This window comes from Streptomyces sp. NPDC003379, from assembly GCF_053589195.1.
Window position 1 is genome coordinate 22847 of record NZ_JBSFRK010000018.1, and the last position, 25371, is coordinate 48217.

At 71.6% G+C, this 25371-nt stretch carries 22 protein-coding genes and 1 pseudogene; 16 read left to right on the plus strand and 7 right to left on the minus strand.

The annotated features are described in order from the left end of the window. Positions 1-482: 482 nt before the first annotated feature. On the plus strand, positions 483-2141 hold the full coding sequence (locus ACWDVB_RS19435; RefSeq protein ID WP_451519138.1) for an ABC-F family ATP-binding cassette domain-containing protein: 1659 nt from the start codon (positions 483-485) through the stop codon (positions 2139-2141). Between the two features lie 27 nt (positions 2142-2168). On the opposite strand, the gene ACWDVB_RS19440 is transcribed toward ACWDVB_RS19435, so the two are convergent. The 3 genes and pseudogenes from ACWDVB_RS19440 to ACWDVB_RS19450 all read right to left on the minus strand — a co-directional run bounded on the left by ACWDVB_RS19440 (position 2169) and on the right by ACWDVB_RS19450 (position 5857). Next, complete coding sequence (locus tag ACWDVB_RS19440; protein ID WP_451519137.1) at positions 2169-4631, minus strand: Tex family protein; 2463 nt, start codon at positions 4629-4631, stop codon at positions 2169-2171. Between the two features lie 111 nt (positions 4632-4742). Then, positions 4743-4874: pseudogene (locus ACWDVB_RS19445) on the minus strand (LPFR motif small protein); the annotation flags it as partial. A gap of 92 nt (positions 4875-4966) precedes the next feature. After that, positions 4967-5857 (minus strand): SCO6745 family protein, encoded by an 891-nt coding sequence (locus ACWDVB_RS19450; protein WP_451519136.1) that lies wholly within the window; start codon positions 5855-5857, stop codon positions 4967-4969. Between the two features lie 113 nt (positions 5858-5970). Between ACWDVB_RS19450 and ACWDVB_RS19455 the strand changes: the two genes are divergently transcribed. Further along, on the plus strand, positions 5971-7008 hold the full coding sequence (locus ACWDVB_RS19455; RefSeq protein WP_451519135.1) for a GlxA family transcriptional regulator: 1038 nt from the start codon (positions 5971-5973) through the stop codon (positions 7006-7008). A gap of 7 nt (positions 7009-7015) precedes the next feature. Continuing rightward, complete coding sequence (locus ACWDVB_RS19460; protein WP_451519134.1) at positions 7016-7648, plus strand: DJ-1/PfpI family protein; 633 nt, start codon at positions 7016-7018, stop codon at positions 7646-7648. Here the strand turns inward: ACWDVB_RS19460 and ACWDVB_RS19465 are convergent. After that, a complete protein-coding gene (locus ACWDVB_RS19465) occupies positions 7642-8415 on the minus strand; it encodes an enoyl-CoA hydratase/isomerase family protein (protein ID WP_451519133.1) in 774 nt (257 codons plus the stop codon). The two genes, ACWDVB_RS19460 and ACWDVB_RS19465, sit on opposite strands and share 7 nt — an antisense overlap. A gap of 71 nt (positions 8416-8486) precedes the next feature. Between ACWDVB_RS19465 and ACWDVB_RS19470 the strand changes: the two genes are divergently transcribed. Then, positions 8487-9134: an HdeD family acid-resistance protein gene (locus tag ACWDVB_RS19470; protein ID WP_451519132.1), complete on the plus strand. Its 648-nt coding sequence runs from the start codon at positions 8487-8489 to the stop codon at positions 9132-9134. A 129-nt stretch (positions 9135-9263) separates the two neighbouring features. Next, positions 9264-9740 (plus strand): ATP-binding protein, encoded by a 477-nt coding sequence (locus ACWDVB_RS19475; protein ID WP_451519152.1) that lies wholly within the window; start codon positions 9264-9266, stop codon positions 9738-9740. 46 nt (positions 9741-9786) lie between these two features. Here the strand turns inward: ACWDVB_RS19475 and idi are convergent, their stop codons facing one another. From idi to ACWDVB_RS19490, 3 genes are all read right to left on the minus strand, one after another. Continuing rightward, a complete protein-coding gene (gene idi, locus ACWDVB_RS19480) occupies positions 9787-10380 on the minus strand; it encodes an isopentenyl-diphosphate Delta-isomerase (RefSeq protein WP_451519131.1) in 594 nt (197 codons plus the stop codon). Between the two features lie 144 nt (positions 10381-10524). After that, complete coding sequence (locus ACWDVB_RS19485) at positions 10525-11781, minus strand: GNAT family N-acetyltransferase (protein WP_451519130.1); 1257 nt, start codon at positions 11779-11781, stop codon at positions 10525-10527. 213 nt (positions 11782-11994) lie between these two features. Further along, entirely contained in the window at positions 11995-12933 is a 939-nt protein-coding gene (locus ACWDVB_RS19490; protein WP_451519129.1) for a cation diffusion facilitator family transporter, read from the minus strand. A gap of 484 nt (positions 12934-13417) precedes the next feature. On the opposite strand from ACWDVB_RS19490, the gene ACWDVB_RS19495 reads away from it, so the two are divergent. The 11 genes from ACWDVB_RS19495 to ACWDVB_RS19545 all read left to right on the plus strand — a co-directional run bounded on the left by ACWDVB_RS19495 (position 13418) and on the right by ACWDVB_RS19545 (position 25343). After that, the gene (locus tag ACWDVB_RS19495) at positions 13418-15232 is read left to right on the plus strand and encodes a DUF5941 domain-containing protein (RefSeq protein WP_451518249.1); all 1815 of its coding nucleotides are present in this window, start codon (positions 13418-13420) and stop codon (positions 15230-15232) included. Then, positions 15229-15966, plus strand: coding sequence for a phosphocholine cytidylyltransferase family protein (locus ACWDVB_RS19500; protein ID WP_451518245.1), 738 nt, complete (start codon positions 15229-15231; stop codon positions 15964-15966). Before ACWDVB_RS19495 ends, ACWDVB_RS19500 begins: the two co-directional genes overlap by 4 nt. Further along, entirely contained in the window at positions 15954-17018 is a 1065-nt protein-coding gene (locus tag ACWDVB_RS19505; RefSeq protein ID WP_451518244.1) for an iron-containing alcohol dehydrogenase family protein, read from the plus strand. Before ACWDVB_RS19500 ends, ACWDVB_RS19505 begins: the two co-directional genes overlap by 13 nt. After that, the gene (locus ACWDVB_RS19510; RefSeq protein WP_451518243.1) at positions 16996-17775 is read left to right on the plus strand and encodes a CDP-alcohol phosphatidyltransferase family protein; all 780 of its coding nucleotides are present in this window, start codon (positions 16996-16998) and stop codon (positions 17773-17775) included. Before ACWDVB_RS19505 ends, ACWDVB_RS19510 begins: the two co-directional genes overlap by 23 nt. A gap of 17 nt (positions 17776-17792) precedes the next feature. After that, positions 17793-18665, plus strand: a complete 873-nt coding sequence (locus ACWDVB_RS19515; protein WP_451518248.1) for a glycosyltransferase family 2 protein — start codon at positions 17793-17795, stop codon at positions 18663-18665. A gap of 95 nt (positions 18666-18760) precedes the next feature. Beyond that, positions 18761-19699 carry an ABC transporter permease gene (locus ACWDVB_RS19520; RefSeq protein ID WP_451518242.1) on the plus strand — a complete coding sequence of 313 codons (939 nt, stop codon included), beginning with the start codon at positions 18761-18763 and terminating at the stop codon, positions 19697-19699. Beyond that, on the plus strand, positions 19692-20489 hold the full coding sequence (locus ACWDVB_RS19525) for an ABC transporter ATP-binding protein (RefSeq protein WP_451518241.1): 798 nt from the start codon (positions 19692-19694) through the stop codon (positions 20487-20489). The genes ACWDVB_RS19520 and ACWDVB_RS19525 overlap by 8 nt, the downstream gene beginning before the upstream one ends. Before the next feature lie 346 nt (positions 20490-20835). Further along, a complete protein-coding gene (hpnC, locus tag ACWDVB_RS19530) occupies positions 20836-21735 on the plus strand; it encodes a squalene synthase HpnC (RefSeq protein WP_451518240.1) in 900 nt (299 codons plus the stop codon). Continuing rightward, positions 21732-22682, plus strand: a complete 951-nt coding sequence (gene hpnD, locus ACWDVB_RS19535) for a presqualene diphosphate synthase HpnD (protein WP_451518239.1) — start codon at positions 21732-21734, stop codon at positions 22680-22682. Before hpnC ends, hpnD begins: the two co-directional genes overlap by 4 nt. 124 nt (positions 22683-22806) lie before the next feature. Further along, positions 22807-24216 (plus strand): hydroxysqualene dehydroxylase HpnE, encoded by a 1410-nt coding sequence (gene hpnE / locus ACWDVB_RS19540; RefSeq protein WP_451518247.1) that lies wholly within the window; start codon positions 22807-22809, stop codon positions 24214-24216. Further along, positions 24213-25343 (plus strand): polyprenyl synthetase family protein, encoded by a 1131-nt coding sequence (locus ACWDVB_RS19545; RefSeq protein WP_451518238.1) that lies wholly within the window; start codon positions 24213-24215, stop codon positions 25341-25343. The genes hpnE and ACWDVB_RS19545 overlap by 4 nt, the downstream gene beginning before the upstream one ends. Positions 25344-25371: the final 28 nt, after the last annotated feature.

Below are 25371 nucleotides of genomic sequence, written 5' to 3' on the forward strand. Positions count from 1 at the left end.
CGCCCCCGAGGGGGCAACCCCCACCCACCGGCAGCCGCGAGCGCACGCGAGGGGGCGTTCCCCACCCGCAGCCGCGAGCGCGCCCCCGAGGGGGCGACCCCCACCCACTCGCAGCCGCGAGCGCACGCGAGGGGGCATCCCCCACCCGCAGCCGCGAGCGCGCCCCCGAGGGGGCAACCCCCACCCACTCGCAGCCGCGAGCGCACGCGAGGGGGCGTTCCCCACCCGCAGCCGCGAGCGCGCCCCCGAGGGGGCAACCCCCACCCACCCGCAGCCGCGAGCGCACGCGAGGGGACGTGGGGGTATGTGCGAGCGGAGCACAGTGGAAGAACTAACCCAGCAGCAAATCAACGCCCGCACCAAGATGGCGAGCACGCACATACCCCCGCGGCCCCGCCCCACAGACGGAGAGAAGGCGCAGACGGCACGGCCCAAGGCGCCCGGCAGTGCAACCGACCCCCGCCCGTAGAATGACCCCCCTGATGACCGCAACTCTCGTCGCCAAAGACCTCGCCGCCGGCCACGGCGACCGCACCCTCTTCTCCGGCCTGGACCTGGTCGTCGCCCCCGGCGACGTCATCGGCCTGGTCGGGGCCAACGGAGCGGGCAAGTCCACCCTCCTGAAGCTGCTCGCGGGAGTGGACGCCCCCGAAGGAGGCGCGCTGAGGCTGTCGCCGCCGAGCGCGTCCGTGGGACACCTGCCGCAGGAGCCCGACCGCCGCCCGGGCGAGACGATCCGCGCGTTCCTGGCCCGCCGCACCGGCGTCGCCGAGGCCCAGCGGATCATGGACGAGGCCACCCAGGGCCTGGTCGACGGGGCCCCGGGCGCCGACGACGCCTACGCCGACAGCCTGGAGCGCTGGCTGGCCCTCGGCGGCGCGGACCTCGACGAACGCGCGGAGGAGGTCACGGCCGACCTCGGCCTCACCGTCGGCCTGGACCAGGCGATGACGTCGCTCTCCGGAGGCCAGGCGGCCCGCGCGGGCCTCGCCTCGCTCCTCCTCTCCCGCTACGACGTGTTCCTCCTGGACGAGCCGACCAACGACCTCGACCTGGCGGGCCTGGAGCGTCTGGAGAGCTTCGTCCGGGGCCTGCGCGCCGGCACGGTCGTGGTCAGCCACGACCGCGAGTTCCTCAGCCGCACCGTCACCAAGGTCCTCGAACTCGACGTGGCGCAGCAGCAGATCAACCTCTACGGCGGCGGCTACGACGCGTATCTGGAGGAGCGCGAGGTGGCCCGCAGGCACGCCCGCGACGAGTACGACGAGTACGCGGACAAGAAGTCGGCGCTCCAGGGCCGCGCCCAGATGCAGCGCTCCTGGGCGGACAAGGGCGTCAAGAACGCCCGCCGCAAGGCCGCCAAGGCAGGCGGCGGCGACAACGACAAGATCGGCCGGAACTTCCGCAGCGACGCCAGCGAGAAGCAGGCCGCCAAGGCCCGCCAGACGCAGCGCATGATCGAGCGCCTGGACGTCGTGGAGGAGCCCCGCAAGGAGTGGGAGCTGCGCATGGAGATCGCGGCGGCGCCCCGCTCGGGCGCGGTCGTCGCGAGCCTGCGCGACGCGGAGGTGCACCGGGGGACCTTCACCCTGGGCCCCGTCACGCTCCAGATCGACTGGGCGGACCGCGTGGCGATCACCGGCGCGAACGGCTCGGGCAAGTCGACACTGCTCGGCGCCCTCCTGGGACGCGTACCGCTGGACGCGGGCCACGCGGCCCTCGGCTCGGGCGTCCTCGTCGGCGAAGTGGACCAGGCCCGCGCGCTGTTCCACGGCAAGGAGTCCCTGCTCGACGCGTTCTGCGCGGCCGTCCCTGACACCGAGCCGGCGGAAGTCCGCACGCTCCTGGCCAAGTTCGGCCTCAAGGCCGAGCACGTGTTGCGCTCCGCGGCGACGCTCTCGCCCGGTGAACGCACCCGCGCGGCCCTCGCGCTGCTCCAGGGCAGGGGCGTCAACCTCCTCGTCCTCGACGAGCCGACGAACCACCTCGACCTGCCCGCGATCGAGCAGCTGGAGTCGGCCCTGGAGTCCTACGAGGGCACGCTGCTGCTGGTCACGCACGACCGCCGGATGCTGGACGCGGTGAGCGTGACGCGCCGCCTGGAGGTGGCGGAGGGCAGAGTGACCGAACTGTCACTCTGACCCCCGCCGCTCCGAAGCTCCAAAGGCTCAGCGCCGCTTCGGGTCGAGCAGACCGGCCCGCCGCAGCGCCTCGGCCATCACGTCGTTGGCGGGCGGCGGCCCCTGCCGTGGCTGCTGCCCACGCTGACCACCACGCTGACTCTGACCACCACGCTGACTCTGGCCGCCACGCCGGCCCCCGCGCTGCCCCTGACCGGCGCTCTGCTCCTGACCGCTCTGCCCCTGGCCGCCGCCCTGCCCCTGCCGACGCTGCTGAGGCGGCCGTCCGCCGCGCTTCGGCTGCTCCTCGCCCGAGGGGCTCGCCTCGTCGTCGAGGCGCAGCGTCAGCGAGACCCGCTTGCGCGGAATGTCGACGTCCATGACCTTCACCTTGACGATGTCACCGGGCTTGACGACGTCCCGCGGGTCCTTGACGAAGGTCTTGGACATGGCGGACACGTGCACCAGACCGTCCTGGTGAACCCCGACATCCACGAACGCCCCGAACGCGGCGACGTTCGTGACGACACCTTCGAGCACCATTCCGGCGGCCAGGTCGGAGAGTTTCTCGACGCCGTCCTTGAAGGTCGCCGTCTTGAAGGCGGGACGCGGGTCGCGTCCGGGCTTCTCCAGCTCCTTCAGAATGTCCGTGACCGTGGGCAGCCCGAAGACCTCGTCCACGAACTCCTCCGGCTTCAGCGAGCGCAGCGCCGCCGTGTTGCCGACCAGCGAGGACACCGCGCCGCCCGCCGACTTCACCATCTTGCGCACCACCGGATACGCCTCAGGGTGCACGCTGGAGGCGTCCAGCGGGTCATCGCCGCCACGGATGCGCAGGAAGCCCGCGCACTGCTCGTACGCCTTCGGGCCGAGTCTGGCCACGTCCTTGAGGCCCTTGCGGCTCTTGAACGGGCCGTTCGCGTCGCGGTGCGCCACGATGTTCTCCGCGAGGCCAGCGCCGATGCCGGAGACCCGGGCGAGCAGCGGGGCGGAGGCGGTGTTCACGTCCACGCCGACGCCGTTCACACAGTCCTCGACGACCGCGTCGAGCGAGCGGGACAGCTTCACTTCGGAGAGGTCGTGCTGGTACTGGCCGACGCCGATCGACTTCGGGTCGATCTTCACGAGCTCGGCGAGCGGGTCCTGGAGGCGCCGCGCGATGGAGACCGCGCCGCGGATCGAGACGTCGAGGTCGGGCAGCTCCTGCGAGGCGAACGCCGAAGCCGAGTACACGGAGGCGCCCGCCTCGGAGACCATCACCTTGGTGAGGTTCAACTCGGGGTGCTTGGCGATGAGTTCGGTGGCGAGCTTGTCGGTCTCGCGCGATGCCGTGCCGTTCCCGATGGCGATCAGGTCGACCGCGTGCTCCTTCGCGAGCCTCGCGAGCGTCGCCAGCGACTGGTCCCACTTGTTGGCAGGGACGTGCGGGTGGATCGTGTCGGTCGCGACGACCTTGCCCGTGGCGTCGACGACGGCGACCTTCACCCCCGTACGGAAACCGGGGTCGAGGCCGAGCGTCGCGCGCGTGCCCGCGGGCGCCGCGAGCAGCAGGTCGCGCAGGTTCGACGCGAAGACCCGCACCGCCTCGTCCTCGGCGGCCGTACGCAGCCGCAGCCGCAGGTCGATGCCGAGGTGGACGAGGATGCGGGTCCGCCAGGACCAGCGCACCGTGTCCTGGAGCCACTTGTCGCCGGGACGCCCCCGATCGGCTACCCCGAAGCGGTGGGCGACCATCCCCTCGTACGAGGAAGGGCCCTCCGTGGCTTCCTCGGGCTCCAGGACGAGGTCGAGGACCTCCTCCTTCTCGCCGCGCAGCATGGCGAGGACGCGGTGCGAGGGCAGCTCCTTGAAGGGCTCCGCGAAGTCGAAGTAGTCGGCGAACTTGGCGCCCGCCTCCTCCTTGCCCTCGCGGACCTTCGCGACGAGACGGCCGCGCACCCACATGCGCTCGCGCAGCTCGCCGATGAGGTCGGCGTCCTCCGAGAACCGCTCGGCGAGGATCGCCCGCGCCCCGTCCAGGGCGGCCTGCGGATCCGCGACGCCCTTGTCGGCGTCCACGAAGGCGGCGGCCGCCGCCCGCGGCTCCACGGTCGGATCCGAGAGCAGCCCGTCGGCCAGCGGTTCCAGCCCTGCCTCACGGGCGATCTGCGCCTTGGTGCGCCGCTTCGGCTTGAACGGCAGGTAGATGTCCTCCAGGCGGGCCTTGGTGTCAGCCTCGCGGATCCGCGCCTCAAGATCGTCGGTGAGCTTGCCCTGCTCACGGACCGAGTCGAGGACCGCGGCGCGCCGCTCCTCCAGCTCGCGCAGATAGCGCAGCCGCTCCTCGAGCGTGCGCAGCTGCGCGTCGTCGAGCATCTCGGTCGCTTCCTTGCGGTAGCGCGCGATGAAGGGCACCGTCGAACCGCCGTCGAGCAGGTCGACGGCGGCCTTCACCTGCCGCTCCCGGACGCCGAGTTCCTCGGCGATCCTGCCTTCGATGGACGAGGGTGTGGACGTCTTCAAAGCTGCCACGTTCCGGTACCGCCTTCTCGCTGGGGTTGCCGGGCAATTGTGGCAGGTGGCACCGACAGCGGGTGATCAGACCCGGCGGGCGCCGCCCATGCGGCCGGAACGCCGACCGGTGCTCCGGCCGCCCCGCCCCGCGGAACTGGAGGCTCCGCCGAACAGCCGGGCCAGCGCCCGGAACGGCAGCGTGACGACGGTGGCGATGGCGCCGGCGATCTGGCGCAGAACGTCCGCGATGGCACGGAACATAAGAATTCCCCTTTCGTCTCCCGGCGCGGCCGGGGTGGCGGCCAGGAGACGAACGGGTACCTCACCGCGGCGATGCCATGCAGGAACCGTCCTCAGCGCTTGGCGACCAGATCCGCCGGGAACGCCCCCGCCTGCAGCGCCGCCCCTAGGAACACGGTGCCGAGCTCGGTGAGGCGCTCGACGCCCGCCGCGCCCAGGTGCTCGTAGGGCGCCCGGTCCAGGCGGTCCGTCTCCGCCTCGACGTCCCGGCGCAGCGCCACACCGGCCTCGGTCAACTCACCGTCGCCGTCGAGCAGTCCGCGCCCGCGCAGCCGCTCCACGGCGGCGTCCCACTCCTGCCGGTTCCAGCCGCGGGTGGAGAGCACCCACTTCGGGGCGATTCCCTTGCCGGTGGCGGTGTGGGTCACCATCGCTTCGAGCCCGTCGAGTTCGGCGCCGAGCAGCACGGTGAGGTGCCCGTCGCCGCGGTGCTCGCGCAGCAGCGTCGCCGCGTACCAGTACGCGAGGTGCGGCTCCTCGGGGACCGGCAGATCGGCGTGCGCCGAGTACAGGGGACGCGCGGTGCGCGAACAGGCATCGGTGGCGCGCAGCGCGAGCCCGGCGGCTTCCGCCATCTCCGGCGAGGCGACGGCTTCCTCGCCGAGGAGCCTGCGCAGCGTCGCGTCGACGGCGCGCATGCGGGCCCCGAGCACCTCCCTGGGCGCGGCGGTGCTCCACACCGAGGGCACGTGCTCCGCGACGAGCTCGTGCTTGTAGTTGTAGAAGGCGGCGGTCACGGTCCCCGCGCTCACGGCTCCGAGCGCCGCCGCGCGTACCGCGAAGTTCACGGCGTTCGGGTGCGTGATGCCGAGCCCGGCCATCTCCCGCGTCACGTCCGGCGAGAAGTAGTGCGTCGAATGGAGTGAGTTGAGCACGTTGTGGCAGCGGCGCCCGGCGCGCGGGTGCGGCGCGGCGGCCGAGGGCGAGGTCGTCGAAGAGGTCATGGGAGCACGGTACCTACTGGTCGGTATGGTGCTGCGGGCCGGTCAGCGCCCATGGCAGTAAAGGTGGGGTGCTTGTCATTGCGGCCATCGCGCAGGGGGTCAAGAATCGGGGCATGGAGCAGCGAACCGTCCTGGTCGTCCTCTTCGAAGGAGTCCAGAGCCTCGACGTCACCGGCCCCGTGGAGGTCTTCACGGGCGCCGGACACTGCGTCGGTGACGCCGACGGCGGATACCTCATCCGCACCGCCTCCCTCGACGGCGCTCCCGTACGGACGTCCAGTGGACTCACCCTGGTCCCCGACTCCGCCCTGGCCGACGCCCCCGACCCGCATACGCTGCTCGTCCCGGGCGGCGCGGGCACCCGGCCCGCCGACCCCGGGCTGATCGACTGGCTGCGTGCCCACGGCCCCCGTGCCCGGCGCCTGGTATCGGTCTGCACCGGCGCCCTCCGCCTCGCCGAGGCGGGCCTCCTGGAGGGCCGCCGGGCGACGACGCACTGGGCGTACTGCGCCAAGCTCGCCAAGGAGCACCCGGGTATCGAGGTCGACCCGGACCCGATCTACGTACGCGACGGCCATGTCGCGACGTCCGCCGGGGTCACCGCCGGCATCGACCTCGCCCTGGCGCTCGTGGAGGAGGACCTGGGCCGCGCGGTGGCGCTGACCGTCGCCCGCTATCTGGTCGTGTTTCTGCGGCGCCCGGGAAACCAGGCGCAGTTCAGCGTCCAGCTCTCCGCACAGACCGCGCGGCGCGAGCCGCTGCGCGAGGTCCAGCAGTGGATCACCGAGCACCCGGCGGACGACCTGTCGGTCGACGCGCTCGCCGCGCGCGCCCGCCTCTCGCCCCGCCACTTCGCCCGCGCCTTCCAGGCCGAGACCGGTCTGACACCGGGCAAGTACGTCGAGCGTGTCCGCGTCGAACACGCGCGCAGGCTCCTTGAGGACACCTCCGACGGGGTGGAGGAGGTGTCACGCGCGTGCGGCTACGGCACGCCGGAGGCCATGCGCCGCGCCTTCGTCAAGACGCTCGGCGCGGCGCCCGCGGAGTACCGCCGCCGCTTCCACCCCGCCCCGGCACTCTCCGCCCCGACCTCCATCGCACAGACCCCCGCCACACCGACCGGCGCGACCACCATTCACCACCACCGATAGGGACACCATGCAGATAGCCATCGCCCTGTACGAGCGCTTCACCGCCCTGGACGCGATCGGGCCGTACCAGACGCTGAAGGACCTCCCCGGCGCCGAGACCCTCTTCGTGGCCGAACAGGTGGGCCCGGTGCGCGACGACAGCGGCACCCTCGCGCTCGTCGCCGACAAGACCTTCGACGAGGTCCGGCGCCCCGACATCGTGGTCGTCCCCGGCGGCCCCGGACAGAGCGACCAGATGGAGAACGAGGCGCTCCTCGGCTGGCTCCGCGCCGTCGACGCCACCACCACCTGGACGACCTCGGTGTGCACCGGCTCGCTGGCCCTCGCCGCCGCCGGGCTCCTCACCGGCCGCCGCGCCACCTCGCACTGGCTCGCCCTGCCCGAACTCGACCGGCTCGGTGTCAAGTCGACGGGGGAGCGCGTCGTCTTCGACGGCAAGTACGTCACCGGAGCCGGTGTCTCCGCGGGCATCGACATGGGGCTCACCCTGGCCGGCAGGATCGCGGGCGACGAGCACGCGCAGACCGTACAGCTCCTGACCGAGTACGACCCGCAGCCGCCCTACGACGCAGGGTCCCCGGAGAAGGCACCCGCGCACATCGTGGCGGGGTTCCGCGACAAGAGCCGCTTCGATCAGTAGCGGCCGCGGCGGGTTTCATCCGGCGGGGCGCTCCACGTGAAGCGCGGCTGCCTGCGTTCCAGGAAGGCGGCGACACCCTCGGCGGTGTCGCCGCTGCCGCGCGCCTGCTCCGCCCAGTACGCGTCCCGATCGGTGCGCCCCGCGGTGAACTCCTTGGCCGCCGCCTGCGTCAGCTGCGAGCGCGACGCGAGGACGCGGGCGAACTCCGCGACCCGCTTGCCGAGGTCGCCCGCGGGCAGCACCTCGTCCACCAGACCGGTGCGCAGCGCCCGCTCCGCGCCGATCAACTCGCCCGAGAAGAGCAGGTACTTGGCGGTGGCGGGCCCCACCAGCGAGACCAGGCGCCGGGTGGACGACGCCGAGTAGACGATGCCGAGCTTCGCGGGCGTGATCCCGAACGAGGCGTCCTCGTCCGCGAACCGCAGATCGCACGCCCCCGCCAGCTGACAGCCGCCGCCCACGCAGTAACCCCGCACCGCGGCGAGCGTCGGCTTGGGAAAGGCCGCGAGCGCGTCCTCCGCCCGCACCGCCAGATCCTGCGCGGCCCCGGCCGACTCCCGCAGCGAGGAGATGTCAGCGCCCGCGCAGAAGGTGGAGCCCTCACCGGTGAGCACGACGGCGCGCACGGCCGGGTCGGCGGCGAGCCCCGCGAACAGCGGCGGCACCTGGCGCCACATGCCGGCGGTCATGGCGTTGCGCTTGGCCGGGTGATCGATGACGACGGTGGCGACGCCGTCCGTGACGGTGTGCCTCAGCTGCGGCTCCATGCGCCGGATGCTATCCGTACCCCTCGAACGTACGATCAAGAAGGGGGCCGCCGAGCGATACGGAGACGCTGATGGCCCGACGCAAGGACGCCAAGCCCCCCACGCGACCGAGCGCGACCGACGGGGCCCATGGCGCCCGCCTCAGCCGCGGCTTCGGCTGGCTGGCGCTGCTGGGCGCGATCCTGGCGGTCGCCGGGATCGTCGGCCTCGTCTACACCGGCGTCGCCACGCTGACCTCCATGCTGCTGTTCGGCTGGCTGCTGCTGATCGGCGGCATTGTCGGCCTGCTGCACGCCGTCCAGTCGCGGGGCAGCAGCTTCTTCTGGCTGGGCGTGGTGGTCGCGGCCCTGAACCTCGCGGCGGGCGTCGTGATCATCCGCAGGCCCGACGTGGCGGCGGAGGCGCTGACCATGTTCGCGGCGCTCCTCTTCCTGACCGGCGGGGTGTTCCGCCTGGTCGGCAGCCTGGTGGTGCGCGGCCCGCAGTTCGCCCTGACGCTGCTGCAGGGCGCCTTCGGCCTGCTGATCGGCGTCCTGGTCCTCGCCGAGTGGCCCAGCAGCAGCCAGTACGTCATCGGCACCTTCTTCTCCCTGGCGCTGCTCTTCGACGGCCTCGGCCTGATCGCCACGGGCGTCGGCGGCCGTCGCATCGTCAGCCTCGTACAACCTGAAGAAACCGTGAAGCGGGAACAAGGAGGGCAGGACCAGTCGTACGGCTGACTCCGTCATGCCCTTGCGATCAATTCACGTCGATAACCGCTGACTTCTGGTCAGTAGCGCGGTCCGGACCAGTACGTTCCCAACACTCGTTGTGTGGTGACAATCGAGCGCGAGGGCGGCGACCGGACGATGGCGGACGACGGGAGGGGCTGCGGCCCACTCCCCAGGGGTGATGGAGGGGTGCCCTACGAAGGGGTGTGGCGCTTCACCGCCCCCGCCGTGGACGCCTCCGTCCCCCAGGCACGGCACGCGGTACGCGATCTGCTGGCCCGGCAGGGTGTACCGGCGTCGGACGACCTCATCCAGGGCCTGCTGCTCATCGTCTCCGAGCTGGTCACCAACGCGGTGCGCCACGCTGCCCTGCTCTCGCCGATGCTCGCGGTGGAGGTCGCGGTCGGCGCCGAGTGGGTGCGGGTCTCCGTCGAGGACAACCATCCGTACCGCCCGACGGCGCTGGTGGCCGACCACGGGCAGACGGGCGGCCGCGGGCTGCTCCTGGTCCGCGAGATCACGCTGGAGGCGGGCGGCACCTGCGACGTCGAGCACACCACGAGCGGAGGCAAGGTCATCTGGGCCGCCCTGCCCCTGAAACCCGACGGAGGCTAGGCGGTGCCGGGCCGCCGGGGCCGGTCCGGCCCCGGCGCCCTGGTCGCTACCAGCCCGCGGAGGGCCCGGTCAGCTCCCTGATCGCGGGCCGCGCCGCGTCCAGCACGGTCATGAACCACGCGGAGAACGGCCCCTTCTCGTGCCGCGCCGCCAGCTCCTCGGCCGTCACGAACGCCGTCTCGCCCACCTCGGAGGGGTCCGGGCGCAGCGGCGACTGGACCATGCCCACGAAGAGATGGTTGAACTCCTGCTCCACCAGGCCCGAGTCCGGGTCCGGGTGGTTGTAGCGCACGGTGCCCGCCTCGGCGAGCAGCGAGGGCGAGACGCCCAGCTCCTCGTACGTGCGCCGGGCGGCCGCGGCGAACGGCGCCTCGTCCGGGTAGGGGTGGCCGCAGCAGGTGTTCGACCAGACGCCGGGGGAGTGGTACTTGCCGAGCGCGCGCTGCTGGAGCAGCAGCCGCCCCTGCTCGTCGAAGAGGAAAACGGAGAACGCCCGGTGCAGCTGCCCGGGCGCCTGATGCGCGGAGAGTTTCTCCGCTGTGCCGATCGTCCTGCCGTCCTCGTCGACGAGTTCCAGCAAGATCGCTTCTCCGGTGCCGTTCGACGAACTGTTCGCCGCGGTGGCAGGTGTGATCGGCATACCCATCCTTCGCTTCGGTCTTCGAGCCTCAAGTCTGCCGTACGTTCCGGACACTCCAGGCACTCCGGGACCCGCATGTCCCGGCGCGCGGAAGGCACGCCGGGACACGCGAAGGACGCCATCAGCGAAAGCGTCCGGAGGGCCTCAGACCCCGAAAGCGGCCGGATACTTGATCGTGCCCTGCGGCAGCGGCGCGGAATCGTCCGTCTCGTTCAGGACCAGCGCCATCATGGCCTCGTCCGGAACGTCGAACCCTGGCCGGATCCCGTATCCGGAAGCGGGCCGGAAACCGAACCTCGGGTAGTACGCCGGATGCCCGAGCACGAGGACGAGCCGCTCCCCACGCGCGCGTGTCGCATCCAGCACCGCGCGGACGACGGCCGAACCGGCCCCCGTCCGCTGGTGGCGCGGCGGCACGGCGACGGGTGCGAGAGCCAGCGCGGGCGCCCCGTCCACCCGGCAGCGGGTGATCAGCGCGTGCGCCGCGACCGAGCCGTCCGGCGCCTCGGCGACGTACGACAGACCGGGAAGCCAGGCCTCCGGGTCCGCGCGCAGGGCGTCGACCAGATCGGCCTCCGCCCGGGTCTCGAAGGCGGCGGCGTGCACGGCGTGCACGGCGGCGATGTCCGCGGCGCTCTCCGGCCGCGTCGGCCAGGAGTCCGCGGGCCGCAGGACGTAGCCCGTGTAACCGAACTCCGCCCCGTGCTCGCGCCGCATCGCGAGCTCCGCGCGGGTGGCGGCGAGCGCTTCCGCCATCCCGGGCGAGCCCGGGTCCGCCGCGTCCGCTCGCGCGGCCAGCGGCCCGTAGTACTCGTCCCAGTCGGACTCGGGCTGCGGGTGCACGCCCAGCACGGAGTACCCGGCGCCGGTGGCGGCCCGGACGTTCTCCTCGCTCGTACGCAGCGTGTAGTGCTGCTCCCAGAAGGCGCGCGCCGCGGTGGACGGCTCGGCGGTCGTCCACTCGCACTCGGTGACGACGAGAGCCCCGCCGGGTGCCAGCAGTCGGCGCCAGGCGCGCAGGGCGGTGTCGAAGCCGATGCTGTAGGCGGAACTCTCGGCCCAGACGAGGTCGAACGATCCGTCAGGGTAGGGGAGTTCGGCCATGTCGGCCTCTACGGTGGTGATCGATCCGGTGAGCCCGCGCTCCTTCGCGGACGCGCGCAGCTCCTTCAGGAACGGCGCGTGCAGATCGACGGCGGTCACCTCGGCGCCGGCCTCGGCGGCGAGCAGGAGCGCAGCCCGGCCGGGCCCGCAGCCCAGGTCGAGCACGCGCGGCCGCTCGGGCAGCGCGCCCGTGAGGGAGAGCAGCCGGCGGGTGGTGTCGTCGGAGCCCGGACCCTGCCGCGGAAGGCCGTGGTGCAGGGCGAAGAAGGCGTCGGTGACGGAAGTGTTGTCGGTCAACGTGGGAAACCCTTGAGTGAGGGGCCCGCGGACGTACGAGAAAACGTCAGGCGCGAGCCCGGGAAGTGGGGATGCACGTGTCGCCGCGCAGAGCAGCGTCGGCCGCGACAGTCATCAACCCACCTCCTACGGAACTCAAGAACTCAGGCCAATGTAGCACTGTCAGTGATCTAGCACTGTCAGTGATCCAGCGCCGTCAGTGATCCAGCGCCGTCAGTGACAGAGCTTCGCCTCGTGCTCCGCGTGGCCGCTCGGTTCCAGCTGGAACGTGCAGTGCTCCACGTCGAAGTGGTCGCCCAGGCAGCCCTGGAGCTCGTGCAGCATCTTCTCGTGGCCGATCGAGTCGAGGGCGTCGGAGCCGACGACGACGTGCGCGGAGAGCACGGGCATGCCCGAGGTGATCGTCCAGGCGTGCAGGTCATGGACCTCCTCGACGCCCGGCAGGCCGAGTATGTGGGCCCGCACCTCCGCCATGTCGACGCCCTTGGGCGCCGACTCCAGCAGGACGTTCAGGGTCTCCTTCAGGAGCTTGACCGTACGCGGGACGATCATGAGGCCGATGACGAGCGAGGCGATCGGGTCCGCCGCCTGCCAGCCGGTGAGCATGATCACGGTCGCCGAGGCGATGACCGTGACGGAGCCGAGCGTGTCCGCCACGACCTCCAGGAACGCGCCGCGCACATTGAGGCTGTCCTTCTGGCCGCGCATCAGCAGCGACAGCGAGATCATGTTCGCGACCAGGCCGAAGGCGCCGAAGAAGACGGCGAGACCGCCCTGGGTCTCGGCGGGCGTGATGAACCGCTCGACCGCCTCGTACAGCACATAGCCGCCCACACCGAGCAGCAGCAGACAGTTGGCGAGCGCGGCGAGTATCTCGGCGCGGGCGTAACCGAAGGTGCGGCTCTCGGTGGGCGGTCTGTTCGCGAAGTGGATGGCGAGCAGGGCCATGCCGAGCCCCAGCGCGTCCGTCGCCATGTGCGTCGCGTCCGCGATGAGCGCGAGCGAATCCGCCATGACGCCGCCCACGATCTGGGCGAACATCACCGTGATCGTGATGGCGAGCGCTATGCGGAGCCGCCCCTTGTAGGCGTTGGCCGCCGTCCCCGTGGCCGGTGCCCCGTGCGTGTGTCCGTGATCGTGCCCAGCCCCCATGGAGCCCGCCTCCCGCGTCGGTCATCGGTCTGCTGTTCGGTGGTCGCGGACCACAGTGAACTACGGGTGGGGGGTATCTGGCAACGCGGCACTGAACACCGTTGTCATCTCCCTGACCTGCGAAAATGGCAACGATTGCCGTCAAGGGGGAGGCGCCTCAAGGGGCGCAGGTCAGCGCCCCGCGACGATCACCCGCAGGCGCGGTTTGGAGGGGCGGCCTTCCATCCACCATGATGATCGCGAAGGCCGAGGCCCTCGCAGGCCGCCCTGAGAGCCTGTGTCATAACCCCGGCCGGGCGGTCACCGTCTGATCCGGCCGGGGTTATGACACAGGCTCTATCGGGGCGTGAACGGGTGGTGAACGCCCGCTTCTCATCATCCGATAGCCTCTGCCGACGTGCCGCCCGGCCGCCATGGCCAGGGGCGCCCCCTCTTACGCACGTGCCCGGCGCGAGCCGCGCCGGGAATCAAGGAGTGAGTTCGTCTGTCGACCGCCATCCTCACCGGTCAGCCGGTCCCCGGGTCGCCACTCGAAGGCGATCTGCGGTCCCTCGGCTTCGACGTGCGGGTCGCCTCCGACGCGGCGGACGCCGAGACGCTGCTCGCCGCCGTACCGGGCGACCAGCGGGTCGCCGTCGTCGACGCGCGCTTCGTCGGGCACGTCCACGCGCTGCGCCTGGGCCTCACCGACCCCCGCTTCGCCGCCTCGGCGGTGCCCGGAGCCGTCACCGCCAAGCCGGAGGCCCGCGGAGTCCTGACGCGCGCGCTGCGGACCGGCGCCGCGACCACCGGCGGCGCACCGGCCCCCGCCGCGCTCCCTGACTCCATCGCCGCCGCGATGGAGTCCGACGCCACGGACGTGCACCGCCCCGAGCTCGGCACCCTCGTCGCCACCGTCCCCACCGACCCCCAGACGCGCAACGAAGCGCGGCAGGCCGTCGCCGCCGTCGACGACGAGGCCGTACGCCTGCGCACCGCGGTCAAGTCGCGGGACGGCTTCTTCACGACGTACTGCGTCTCCCCGTACTCGCGCTACATCGCCCGCTGGTGCGCCCGCCGGGGCCTGACCCCGAACCAGGTCACCACCGCCTCCCTGCTCACCGCGCTGATCGCGGCGGGCTGCGCGGCCACCGGCACCCGCGGCGGCTTCGTCGCGGCGGGCCTGCTGCTGATCTTCTCCTTCGTCCTTGACTGCACGGACGGGCAGCTCGCCCGCTACTCCCTGCGGTACTCGACGCTCGGCGCCTGGCTGGACGCGACGTTCGACCGCGCCAAGGAGTACGCCTACTACGCGGGCCTCGCCCTCGGCGCGGCCCGCGGCGGTGACGACGTATGGGCGCTGGCGCTCGGCGCGATGGTCCTCCAGACCTGCCGGCATGTCGTGGACTTCTCCTTCAATGAGGCAAACGCCGACAGCATCGCCGCGGCCGCCGACACCAGCCCCACGGCCGCCCTCTCGGACAAGCTCGACAGCGTCGGATGGACGGTCTGGGCGCGCCGGATGATCGTGCTGCCCATCGGCGAGCGCTGGGCGATGATCGCCGTGCTCACCGCGGTCACCACCCCGCGCGTCACCCTCGTCGTCCTGCTCGTCGGCTGCGCCCTCGCCGCCTGCTACACGACCGCGGGCCGCGTCCTGCGCTCGCTGACCCGCAAGGCCACCCGCACCGACCGCGCCGCGGGGGCGCTTGCCGACCTCGCCGACAACGGCCCGCTCGCCTCGGCGTTCGCCGCGCTCAGGCCGCGGGTGACCTGGCTGCGGCCCGCCCCGGTGCTCGCCTTCGTCGGCGGCGCCGTGCTCGTCGGCGCGGCGCTGAGCAACCCCTATGGCAGCCCCGTGGTCGTGGCCGCCGCCGCGCTGTACATCGCCCTGTCGGGGCTCGCCCTGGTCATGCCCCTCAAAGGCCCCCTCGACTGGCTGGTCCCGCCGTTCTTCCGTGCCGCCGAGTACGGCACGGTCCTGGTACTGGCGGCCAAAGCCGATGTGAACGGGGCGCTTCCGGCGGCTTTCGGGCTGTTGGCCGCGGTCGCCTACCATCACTACGACACGGTGTACCGCATCAAGGGCGGCACCGGCGCGCCGCCGTCCTGGCTGGTGCGCGCGATCGGCGGCCAAGAGGGCAGGACCCTCCTGGTCGCACTGGCCGCAGCCCTGCTGCCCACCACAGATTTCACCGTCGCGCTCACGGCACTCGCCGTGGCCGTGGCACTCGTGGTGCTCGTCGAGAGCATCCGCTTCTGGGTCGCCGCCGAGAAAAAGGGCGCACCCGCCGTACACGATGAAGGAGAACCCGCATGATCGGCCTCGTGCTGGCGGCCGGCGCCGGACGGCGTCTTCGCCCTTACACGGACACCCTGCCCAAGGCCCTGGTGCCCGTCGACGGCGACACGACCATCCTCGACCTGACGCTCGGCAACTTCGCCGAGATCGGTCTGACCGAGGTCGCGATCATCGTCGGCTACAAGAAGGAGGCCGTCTACGAGCGCAAGGCAGCCCTGGAGGCGAAGTACGGCCTCAAGCTGACGCTGATCGACAACGACAAGGCCGAGGAGTGGAACAACGCCTACTCCCTGTGGTGCGGCCGTGACGCGATCAAGCACGACGTGATCCTCGCCAACGGCGACACCGTGCACCCGGTCTCCGTCGAGAAGACGCTGCTCGCCGCCCGCGGCGACGGCAAGAAGATCATCCTCGCCCTCGACACGGTGAAGCAGCTCGCCGACGAGGAGATGAAGGTCATCGTCGACGGCGAGAAGGGCGTTCAGCGGATCACCAAGCTGATGGACCCGGCCGAGGCCACCGGCGAGTACATCGGCGTCACCCTCATCGAGGGCTCCGCCGCCGACGAGCTCGCCGACGCCCTGAAGACCACCTTCGAGCGCGACCCCGACCTCTACTACGAAGACGGCTACCAGGAGCTCGTCAACCGCGGCTTCCAGGTGGACGTGGCCCCGATCGGCGACGTCACGTGGGTCGAGATCGACAACCACGACGACCTCGCCAAGGGCCGGGAGATCGCGTGCCAGTACTGACGAGGCTCATCCCCTCGCCGGTCGTCGTCGACATCCGGCCGGGGGCTCTCAACGACCTGGCCGGTGTCCTCGCCGACCAGCGGATCTGCTCGTCGACCGGCAAGCTCGCCATCGCCATCAGCGGTGGCTCCGGTGCGGTTCTGCGGGACCGCCTCCTGCCGTCGCTGCCCGGCGCCGAGTGGTTCGAGGTGGGCGGCGGCACCCTCGATGACGCCATCAAGCTCGCCGACGCCATGAAGAAGGGCCGCTACGACGCGGTCGTCGGCCTCGGCGGCGGCAAGATCATCGACTGCGCCAAGTTCGCCGCGGCACGCGTGGGGCTGCCGCTGGTCGCCGTCGCGACGAACCTGTCGCACGACGGCCTCTGCTCGCCCGTCGCAACCCTCGACAACGACGCGGGCCGCGGCTCGTACGGCGTGCCCAACCCCATCGCGGTCGTCATCGACCTCGATGTGATCCGTGAGGCGCCCGTCCGCTTCGTCCGCTCCGGCATCGGCGACGCCCTCTCCAACATCTCGGCGATCCGGGACTGGGAGCTCGCCGCCCGCGAGCGCGGCGAGGACATCGACGGCCTCGCGGCCGCCATGGCCCGCCAGGCCGGCGAGGCCGTGCTCCGCCACCCCGGCGGCGTCGGCGACGACGCCTTCCTCCAGGTCCTGGCCGAGGGTCTGGTCCTCACCGGCATCGCGATGTCCGTGTCGGGCGACTCCCGCCCGGCGTCCGGCGCCTGCCACGAGATCAACCACGCCTTCGACCTCCTCTACCCCAAGCGCGCCGCGAGCCACGGCGAGCAGTGCGGCCTCGGCGCGGCCTTCGCGATGCACCTGCGCGGTGCCCGCGAGGAGTCGGCGTACATGGCCTCGGTGCTGCGTCGCCACGGCCTGCCCGTGCTGCCGGAGGAGATCGGCTTCACCGTGGAGGAGTTCGTGAAGGTCGTGGAGTTCGCTCCGCAGACCCGCCCGGGCCGCTACACGATCCTCGAACACCTCGACCTGTCCAACGACCAGATCAGGGACGCATACGCCGACTATGCAAAAGCCATCGGTAGCTGAGCTCCGCCCGGTTGTTCACCCGCCGGGGGTGAAGGACCGGCGCAGCGGCGAACACTGGGCCGGCCGGCTCTACATGCGCGAGGTCTCCCTGCGCATCGACCGGCACCTGGTGAACACGCGGGTCACGCCCAACCAGCTGACCTACGTGATGACCGTCGCCGGCGCCCTCGCCGCCCCGGCCCTGCTGGTGCCGGGGATCACGGGCGCCGTGCTCGGCGTGCTCGCGGTCCAGCTCTACCTGCTGCTCGACTGCGTCGACGGCGAGATCGCCCGCTGGAAGAAGCAGTACTCGATGGCCGGCGTCTACCTGGACCGGGTCGCCGCCTACCTGTGCGACGCCGCGGTCCTGGTCGGCTTCGGTCTGCGCGCCGCCGACCTGTGGGGCTCCGGGCGCATCGACTGGCTGTGGGCCTTCCTCGGCACCCTGGCCGCCCTCGGCGCCATCCTGATCAAGGCCGAGACCGACCTCGTCGGCGTCGCCCGCCACCAGACGGGCAAGGAGCCGGTCAAGGAGTCGGCGTCCGAGCCGCGCTCCTCCGGCATGGCGCTGGCCCGCAGGGCCGCCGCCGCGCTGAAGTTCCACCGGCTGGTCCTCGGCGTCGAGGCGTCCCTGCTGATCCTGGTCCTCGCGATCGTGGACCAGGCCCGCGGCGACCTGTTCTTCTCGCGCGTCGGTGTCGCGGTCCTCGCGGGCATCGCGATGCTCCAGACCCTGCTCCACCTCGTGTCCATCCTCGTATCGAGCAGGTTGAAGTGAACACCCCGGCAGAGAAGCTGAAGGTCGGCGCCGTCATCATCACGATGGGCAACCGGCCGCAGGAACTGCGCGCCCTCCTCGACTCGGTCGCCAAGCAGGACGGCGACCCGGTCGAGGTGGTCGTGGTCGGCAACGGCGCGCCCGTGCCCGAGGTCCCCGAAGGCGTACGCACCGTCGAACTGCCCGAGAACCTCGGCATCCCCGGCGGCCGCAACGTCGGCATCGAGGCCTTCGGCCCCGGCGGCACCGACGTCGACATCCTGCTCTTCCTGGACGACGACGGCCTGCTGGCCCACACGGACACGGCGCGGCTCTGCCGCGAGGCCTTCGCCGCCGACCCGGAGCTCGGCATCATCAGCTTCCGCATCGCGGACCCGGAGACGGGGGAGACCCAGCGTCGCCACGTGCCGCGTCTGCGGGCCTCCGACCCGATGCGCTCCTCGCGCGTGACGACGTTCCTCGGCGGCGCCAACGCCGTCCGTACGAAGGTCATCGAAGAGGCGGGCCCGCTTCCCGGCGAGTTCTTCTACGCCCATGAGGAGACGGACCTCGCCTGGCGCGCGCTCGACGCGGGCTGGATGATCGACTACCGGTCCGACATGGTGCTCCTGCACCCGACGACCGCCCCCTCCCGGCACGCGGTCTACCACCGCATGGTGGCCCGCAACCGCGTCTGGCTGGCCCGGCGCAACCTCCCCGCGCCGCTCGTCCCGGTCTACCTCGGCGTCTGGATGCTCCTCACCCTCGCCCGGCGCCCCTCGGGCCCGGCTCTGAAGGCCTGGTTCGGCGGCTTCAAGGAGGGCTGGACCACGCCCTGCGGGCCGCGCAAACCCATGAAGTGGCGTACGGTGTGGCGGCTGACGCGACTGGGCCGACCTCCTGTCATCTGACAAGCTCGGGTCTGAGAGCATCTGGGCCATACCCCGGTCCCTGGCCCACGCCTACGCCCGACCGGCTGCGCATCTGAAGACGAAAGTTTCCACTCGTGAGTGAGACAACGCATGACGGCGGAGTCGCGGTGACAGCATCCCCGTCGACACCGCCGCCCGATGACGGGCTCTCCCGGGCCGATCTCGCCGCCAAGTACGGTCTGACCGTCAGTGGCGCACGGCCCGGACTTTTCGAGTACGTCCGCCAGCTCTGGGGACGGCGCCACTTCATCCTCGCCTTCTCCCAGGCGAAGCTGACCGCCCAGTACAGCCAGGCCAAGCTGGGCCAGCTGTGGCAGGTGGCGACGCCGCTCCTGAACGCGCTCGTCTACTTCCTGATCTTCGGTCTGATCCTGAAGGCGGACCGCGGCTTCGAGCGTGAGGTCTACATCCCCTTCCTGGTCACGGGCGTATTCGTCTTCACCTTCACGCAGTCCTCGGTGATGGCGGGCGTCCGGTCGATCTCCGGCAACCTGGGCCTGGTCCGCGCGCTGCACTTCCCGCGGGCCTCGCTGCCGATCTCGTTCTCGCTGCAGCAGCTCCAGCAGCTGCTGTTCTCGATGATCGTGCTGTTCATCATCACGATCGGCTTCGGCAGTTATCCCAGGCTGTCGTGGCTGCTGATCTTCCCGGTCCTGGCCCTGCAGTTCCTGTTCAACACGGGCCTCGCGATGATCATGGCGAGGCTGGGCAGCAAGACCCCCGACCTCGCGCAGCTGATGCCGTTCGTGATCCGTACGTGGATGTACGCGTCCGGCGTGATGTTCTCCATCCCGGTCATGCTCAAGGGCAGGCCGGAGTGGATCGCGGACATCTTGCAGTGGAACCCCGCAGCCATCTACATGGACCTGATGCGCTTCGCGCTGATCGACGGGTACGGCAGCGACTACCTCCCGAACCACGTCTGGGCGGTCGCGGCCGGCTGGGCCGTCCTGCTCGCCGTCGGCGGCTTCGTGTATTTCTGGAAGGCTGAGGAGCGGTACGGCCGTGGCTGACGACAAGATCGACCAGAATATCGGCAAGGGCCACATCCCGACCGTCATCGCCGACGAGCTGCACATCGTCTACCGCGTGAACGGCGCGAAGACGGGCAAGGGCAGCGCCACCTCCGCGCTGAGCCGCATCCTCAGGCGCGGCGGCGAGGAGCGCGGAGTGCGCAAGGTGCACGCCGTGCGCGGTGTGAGCTTCACCGCCTACCGCGGCGAGGCCATCGGCCTGATCGGTTCGAACGGCTCGGGCAAGTCCACCCTGCTCCGCGCCATCGCGGGCCTGCTCCCGGCAGAGCAGGGCAAGGTCTACACCGACGGCCAGCCCTCGCTGCTCGGCGTCAACGCGGCCCTGATGAACGACCTGACGGGCGAGCGCAACGTCATCCTCGGCGGGCTCGCGATGGGCATGTCCCGCGAGCAGATCAAGGAGCGCTACGAGGAGATCGTCGACTTCTCCGGCATCAACGAGAAGGGCGACTTCATCACGCTGCCGATGCGCACCTACTCCTCCGGCATGGCGGCCCGCCTGCGGTTCTCCATCGCGGCCGCCAAGGACCACGACGTCCTGATGATCGACGAGGCCCTGGCCACCGGCGACCGCAAGTTCCAGAAGCGCTCCGAGGCCCGCATCCGCGAGCTCCGCAAGGAGGCCGGCACGGTCTTCCTGGTCAGCCACAACAACAAGTCCATCCGCGACACCTGCGACCGCGTGCTCTGGCTGGAGCGCGGCGAGCTGCGCATGGACGGGCCGACCGACGAGGTCATCAAGGAGTACGAGAAATTCACGGGCAAGTAGCCCGATTGCGCCAACGCGGACGCACTCGTTCGGCGGCAGGGCCCCGCAGGGATCATCCCGGCGGGGCCCTGCCGCGTCCCCGGACCCGCCCCGCCCCACCCGTTTCTCAACTCACCCGTGTACAGGGAAGGTTGACGCCAATCGGTGTGTTGTTGTGATGTGCCGAACACCCCGACGATGCGGGATGGGTTGTACAACGTAAGCTGTACCGGTGCTGATTCGCGGCAAGTGGGGCGATATCGCGCGGCGTCCCGGCCGGGGCACGGCCCGCCTCGGGGAGGGCCGGGCGGCGTGTCCGAAATAGGATGTATTGGGTCGGCAGTGTAGAACGGGAGATGTGACGGCAATGGCTACGGACGATCTCCAGCTCCGCGATGCATCCGCCGTCCTCGACAAGGCCGCGGCGGAGAACTTCCCCGTGGCCCCTTTCTTCCTGCCCAGGGCCTGGCGCGAGGACCTCATGGCCGTGTACGGCGTCGTCCGGCTCATCGACGACATCGGCGACAGTGACCTCGCACCCGAGGCCGGGCACGCCCACTACCTCGGCGTGGACCCGGCGGACGCCGCTGACCCGCTGCGGCTGCTCGACGCCGTCGAGGCCGACCTCGGCAGGCTCTTCGACGGCGGCGGCCCCGGGCATCCGCTGGTGCGGGCGCTGCGGCCGGCGGCCGAGCGCGGGGCCGTGACGGTCGACCCCTTCCTCGGCCTGATCGCGGCCAACCGCCAGGACCAGCACGTCTCGCGCTATGAGACGTACGACGACCTCGTGGCGTACTGCGCGCTCTCGGCCAACCCCATCGGCCGCCTCGTCCTTGCCATCACCGGCACCGCGACGCCCGAACGCCTGCGCCTGTCGGACGCCGTCTGCACCGGCCTGCAGATCGTCGAGCACATCCAGGACGTCGCCGAGGACCTGCGGCGCGACCGTATCTACCTGCCCATCGAGGACATGTTGCGCTTCCACGTCAGCGAGGCCGACCTCGCCGCACCCACAGCAGGCGCATCGGTGCGCGCACTGGTCGCATACGAGGCGGAACGCGCCCGCGGCCTCCTGAATGAAGGCACCCCCTTGGTGGGTAGCGTCCACGGCAGGCTGAAGCTGCTGCTGGCGGGCTTCGTGGCCGGGGGGAAGGCGGCGGTCCAGGCGATCGTCGCCGCCGGATACGACGTACTTCCCGGTCCGCCCAAGCCCACCAAGCCCCGCCTGCTGCGCGAGGCGGCGGCGGTTCTGCGAGGAGAGGGGTGAGCCGGACCGTGGAGTCAGATCCGTACGTGTCCGCGCCGGTGCTCGCCGCGTACAGCTACTGCGAGACCGTCACCGGGCAGCAGGCACGGAACTTCGCCTACGGCATCAGGCTGCTGCCGGCGCCCAAGCGGCGCGCCATGTCCGCGCTCTACGCCCTTTCGCGGCGCGTGGACGACATCGGTGACGGCGCGCTGGCCCCCGACGTCAAGGCGGAGCGGCTCGACGACACCCGGCTGCTCCTCGCCCGGATCCGCGAGGGCGCGGTGGAGGAGGACGACACCGACCCGGTGGCCGTCGCCCTCGCGCACGCCGCGGCGCACTTCCCCATCCCGATGGGCGGCCTCGACGAACTCATCGACGGCGTCCTGATGGACGTACGCGGTGAGACGTACGAGACCTGGGAGGACCTGGCGGCCTACTGCCGCTGTGTCGCCGGGGCGATCGGGCGGCTCTCCCTCGGCGTGTTCGGTACGGAACGGGGGGCGCTCCATGCCGAGCGCGCGCCGGAGTATGCCGACACGCTCGGCCTCGCGCTCCAACTCACCAATATTCTCCGGGACGTTCGCGAGGACGCGACGGGCGGGCGGATCTATCTGCCCGCCGAGGACCTCGCCAAGTTCGGCTGCTCCGCCGGGTTCTCGGGCTCCGAGCCGCCCGCCGGATCCGACTTCGCGGGCCTCGTCCACTTCGAGGTGCGCCGCGCCCGCGCCCTGTTCGCCGAGGGCTACCGCCTGCTGCCCATGCTGGACCGCCGCAGCGGCGCCTGTGTCGCCGCCATGGCGGGCATCTACCGCCGCCTCCTCGACCGCATCGAGCGGGAACCGGAGGCCGTCCTGCGCGGCCGTGTCTCGCTGCCGGGCCACGAGAAGGCGTACGTCGCCGTGCGCGGACTGTCCGGCCTCGACGCGCGGAACGTGTCACGGCAGACCGTCAGGAGGCGCGCGTGAAGCGCATCCGCGGTGGCTCCGGGACAGCTGGGGCGGGCCCCACCAAGCGGCGGGCAACCCTCCGCTCCATGGTCGCGTCCCAGACTGCGACGGCCGAAAAGGAGGGTGCGTGAACAGTCACGACGTGCGGCCCGAAGGGCTGACCGCGGACGCCGAAGGCCGCCCTGGTGGGGCGGCCGCCGTGGTGATCGGCGGCGGACTCGCCGGCATCACCGCCGCGCTCTCGCTGGCCGACGCGGGCCTGCGCGTGACGCTGCTCGAAGGCCGCCCGCGCCTCGGCGGGCTCGCGTTCTCCTTCCGGCGCGGCGAGCTGACCGTCGACAACGGCCAGCACGTCTATCTGCGCTGCTGCACCGCCTACCGGTGGTTCCTCGACCGCGTCGAGGGAGCGCACCTCGCACCCCTGCAGGAACGTCTCGACGTGCCCGTGCTCGACGCCGACCACAACCGGCTCGGGCGGCTGCGGCGCACCGCGCTGCCCGTGCCGCTGCATCTGGCGGCGAGCCTCGCCACGTACCCGCATCTGTCGCTCGCCGAGCGCGCCAACGTGGGGCGCGCGGCGCTCGCCCTCAAGGGGCTCGACCCGTCCGATCCGGTGCTCGACGGCCAGGACTTCGGCAGCTGGCTGGCCAAGCACGGCCAGTCGGCGCGCGCCATCGAGGCCCTGTGGGACCTCGTGGGCGTCGCCACGCTCAACGCCGTCGCGGGCGACGCCTCGCTCGGGCTCGCCGCGATGGTGTTCAAGACCGGGCTGCTCTCCGACCCGGGCGCCGCCGACATCGGCTGGTCCCGGGTGCCCCTCGGTGATCTCCACGACAAGCTGGCCCGCAAGGCGCTCGACTCCGCGGGAGTCCGTACCGAACTGAGGGCACGCGTCACCTCCATCTCCCGTACGGACAACGGCGGTTGGCGCGTGGAGGTTCCCGGCGAAGCCATCGAGGCCGACACCGTGGTGCTCGCCGTACCGCAGCACGAGGCGCACGATCTGCTCCCCGACGGCGCGCTGGAGCGGCCCGACCGGCTCCTCGACATCGACAACGCGCCGATCCTCAACGTCCACGTCGTGTACGACAGGAAGGTGCTGAAACGGCCGTTCTTCGCCGCCCTCGGCACACCCGTCCAGTGGGTCTTCGACCGGACCGAGGCGTCCGGCCTCACCGAGGGGCAGTACCTCGCGCTCTCGCAGTCCGCCGCGCAGGACGAGATCGACGCGCCCGTCGCCGCGCTGCGCGAGCGCTATCTGCCCGAGCTGGAGCGGCTGCTGCCCGCCGCGCACGGCGCCGAGGTACGCGACTTCTTCGTCACCCGCGAGCGCACGGCGACCTTCGCCCCCACCCCCGGTGTCGGCAGGCTCAGGCCCGGCGCCCGCACCAAGGCCCGCGGCCTCTACCTCGCGGGCGCGTGGACCGCCACCGGCTGGCCCGCGACCATGGAGAGCGCCGTGCGCAGCGGCATCAGCGCGGCGAACGCCGCCCTCTCCGTACTCGACCGCCCCCGTGATCACCTCTTCTCGTACGAGGAGGCGGTGGCGTGAAGCTCGACCACCTGGGGTCAGCTCCCCAGCGAACCAGCACCGGAACAAGAGGAGAAACTGTGCCGACTGTGCCCTCGGCCGAAACGGCTGCCGACACGGTGGACGTGACCTCACTGCTCGAGCGCGGAAGGACGCTGGCCACCCCGGTGCTGCGGGCCGCCGTGGACCGCCTCGCGCCGCCCATGGACACCGTCGCCGCCTACCACTTCGGGTGGATCGACGCCGCGGGCAACCCGTCCGACGGCGACGGCGGCAAGGCCGTGCGTCCCGCGCTCGCCCTGCTCTCCGCCGAGGCCGCGGGCGCGGCCCCCGAGGTAGGCGTCCCCGGAGCGGTCGCCGTCGAGCTCGTGCACAACTTCTCGCTCCTCCACGACGACCTGATGGACGGCGACGAGCAGCGCCGCCACCGCGACACCGTGTGGAAGGTCCACGGCCCCGCGCAGGCCATCCTCGTCGGTGACGCCCTCTTCGCGCTCGCCAACGAGATCCTCCTGGAGATCGGCACCGTCGAGGCGGGCCGCGCCACGCGCCGCCTCACCACCGCCACGCGCGCGCTGATCGACGGCCAGGCGCAGGACATCGCCTACGAGCACCGCGAGCGGGTCACCGTCGAGGAGTGCCTGGAGATGGAGGGCAACAAGACCGGCGCCCTGCTGGCCTGCGCCGTCTCCATCGGCGCCGTCCTCGGTGGCGCCGACGACCGCACCGCCGACATCCTGGAGAAGTACGGCTACCACCTCGGCCTCGCCTTCCAGGCCGTGGACGACCTGCTCGGCATCTGGGGCGATCCGGAGGCCACCGGAAAGCAGACGTGGAGCGATCTGCGTCAGCGCAAGAAGTCCCTGCCCGTCGTCGCCGCGCTCGCCGCGGGCGGGCCCGCCTCCGAGCGCCTCGGCGACCTGCTCGCCGCCGACGCCAAGAGCAGCGACTTCGACACCTTCTCCGAGGAGGAGTTCGCCGCGCGCGCCGCCCTGATCGAAGAGGCCGGCGGGCGCGCGTGGACCGCCGAGGAGGCCCGGCGCCAGCACACCATCGCCATCGAGGCGCTGGACACCGTCCAGATGCCGGACCGGGTGCGGGCGCAGCTCGTCGCGCTCGCCGACTTCGTCGTCGTACGGAAGAGATGAGCACTGCCGCCCGGATATGCGGGCCCTG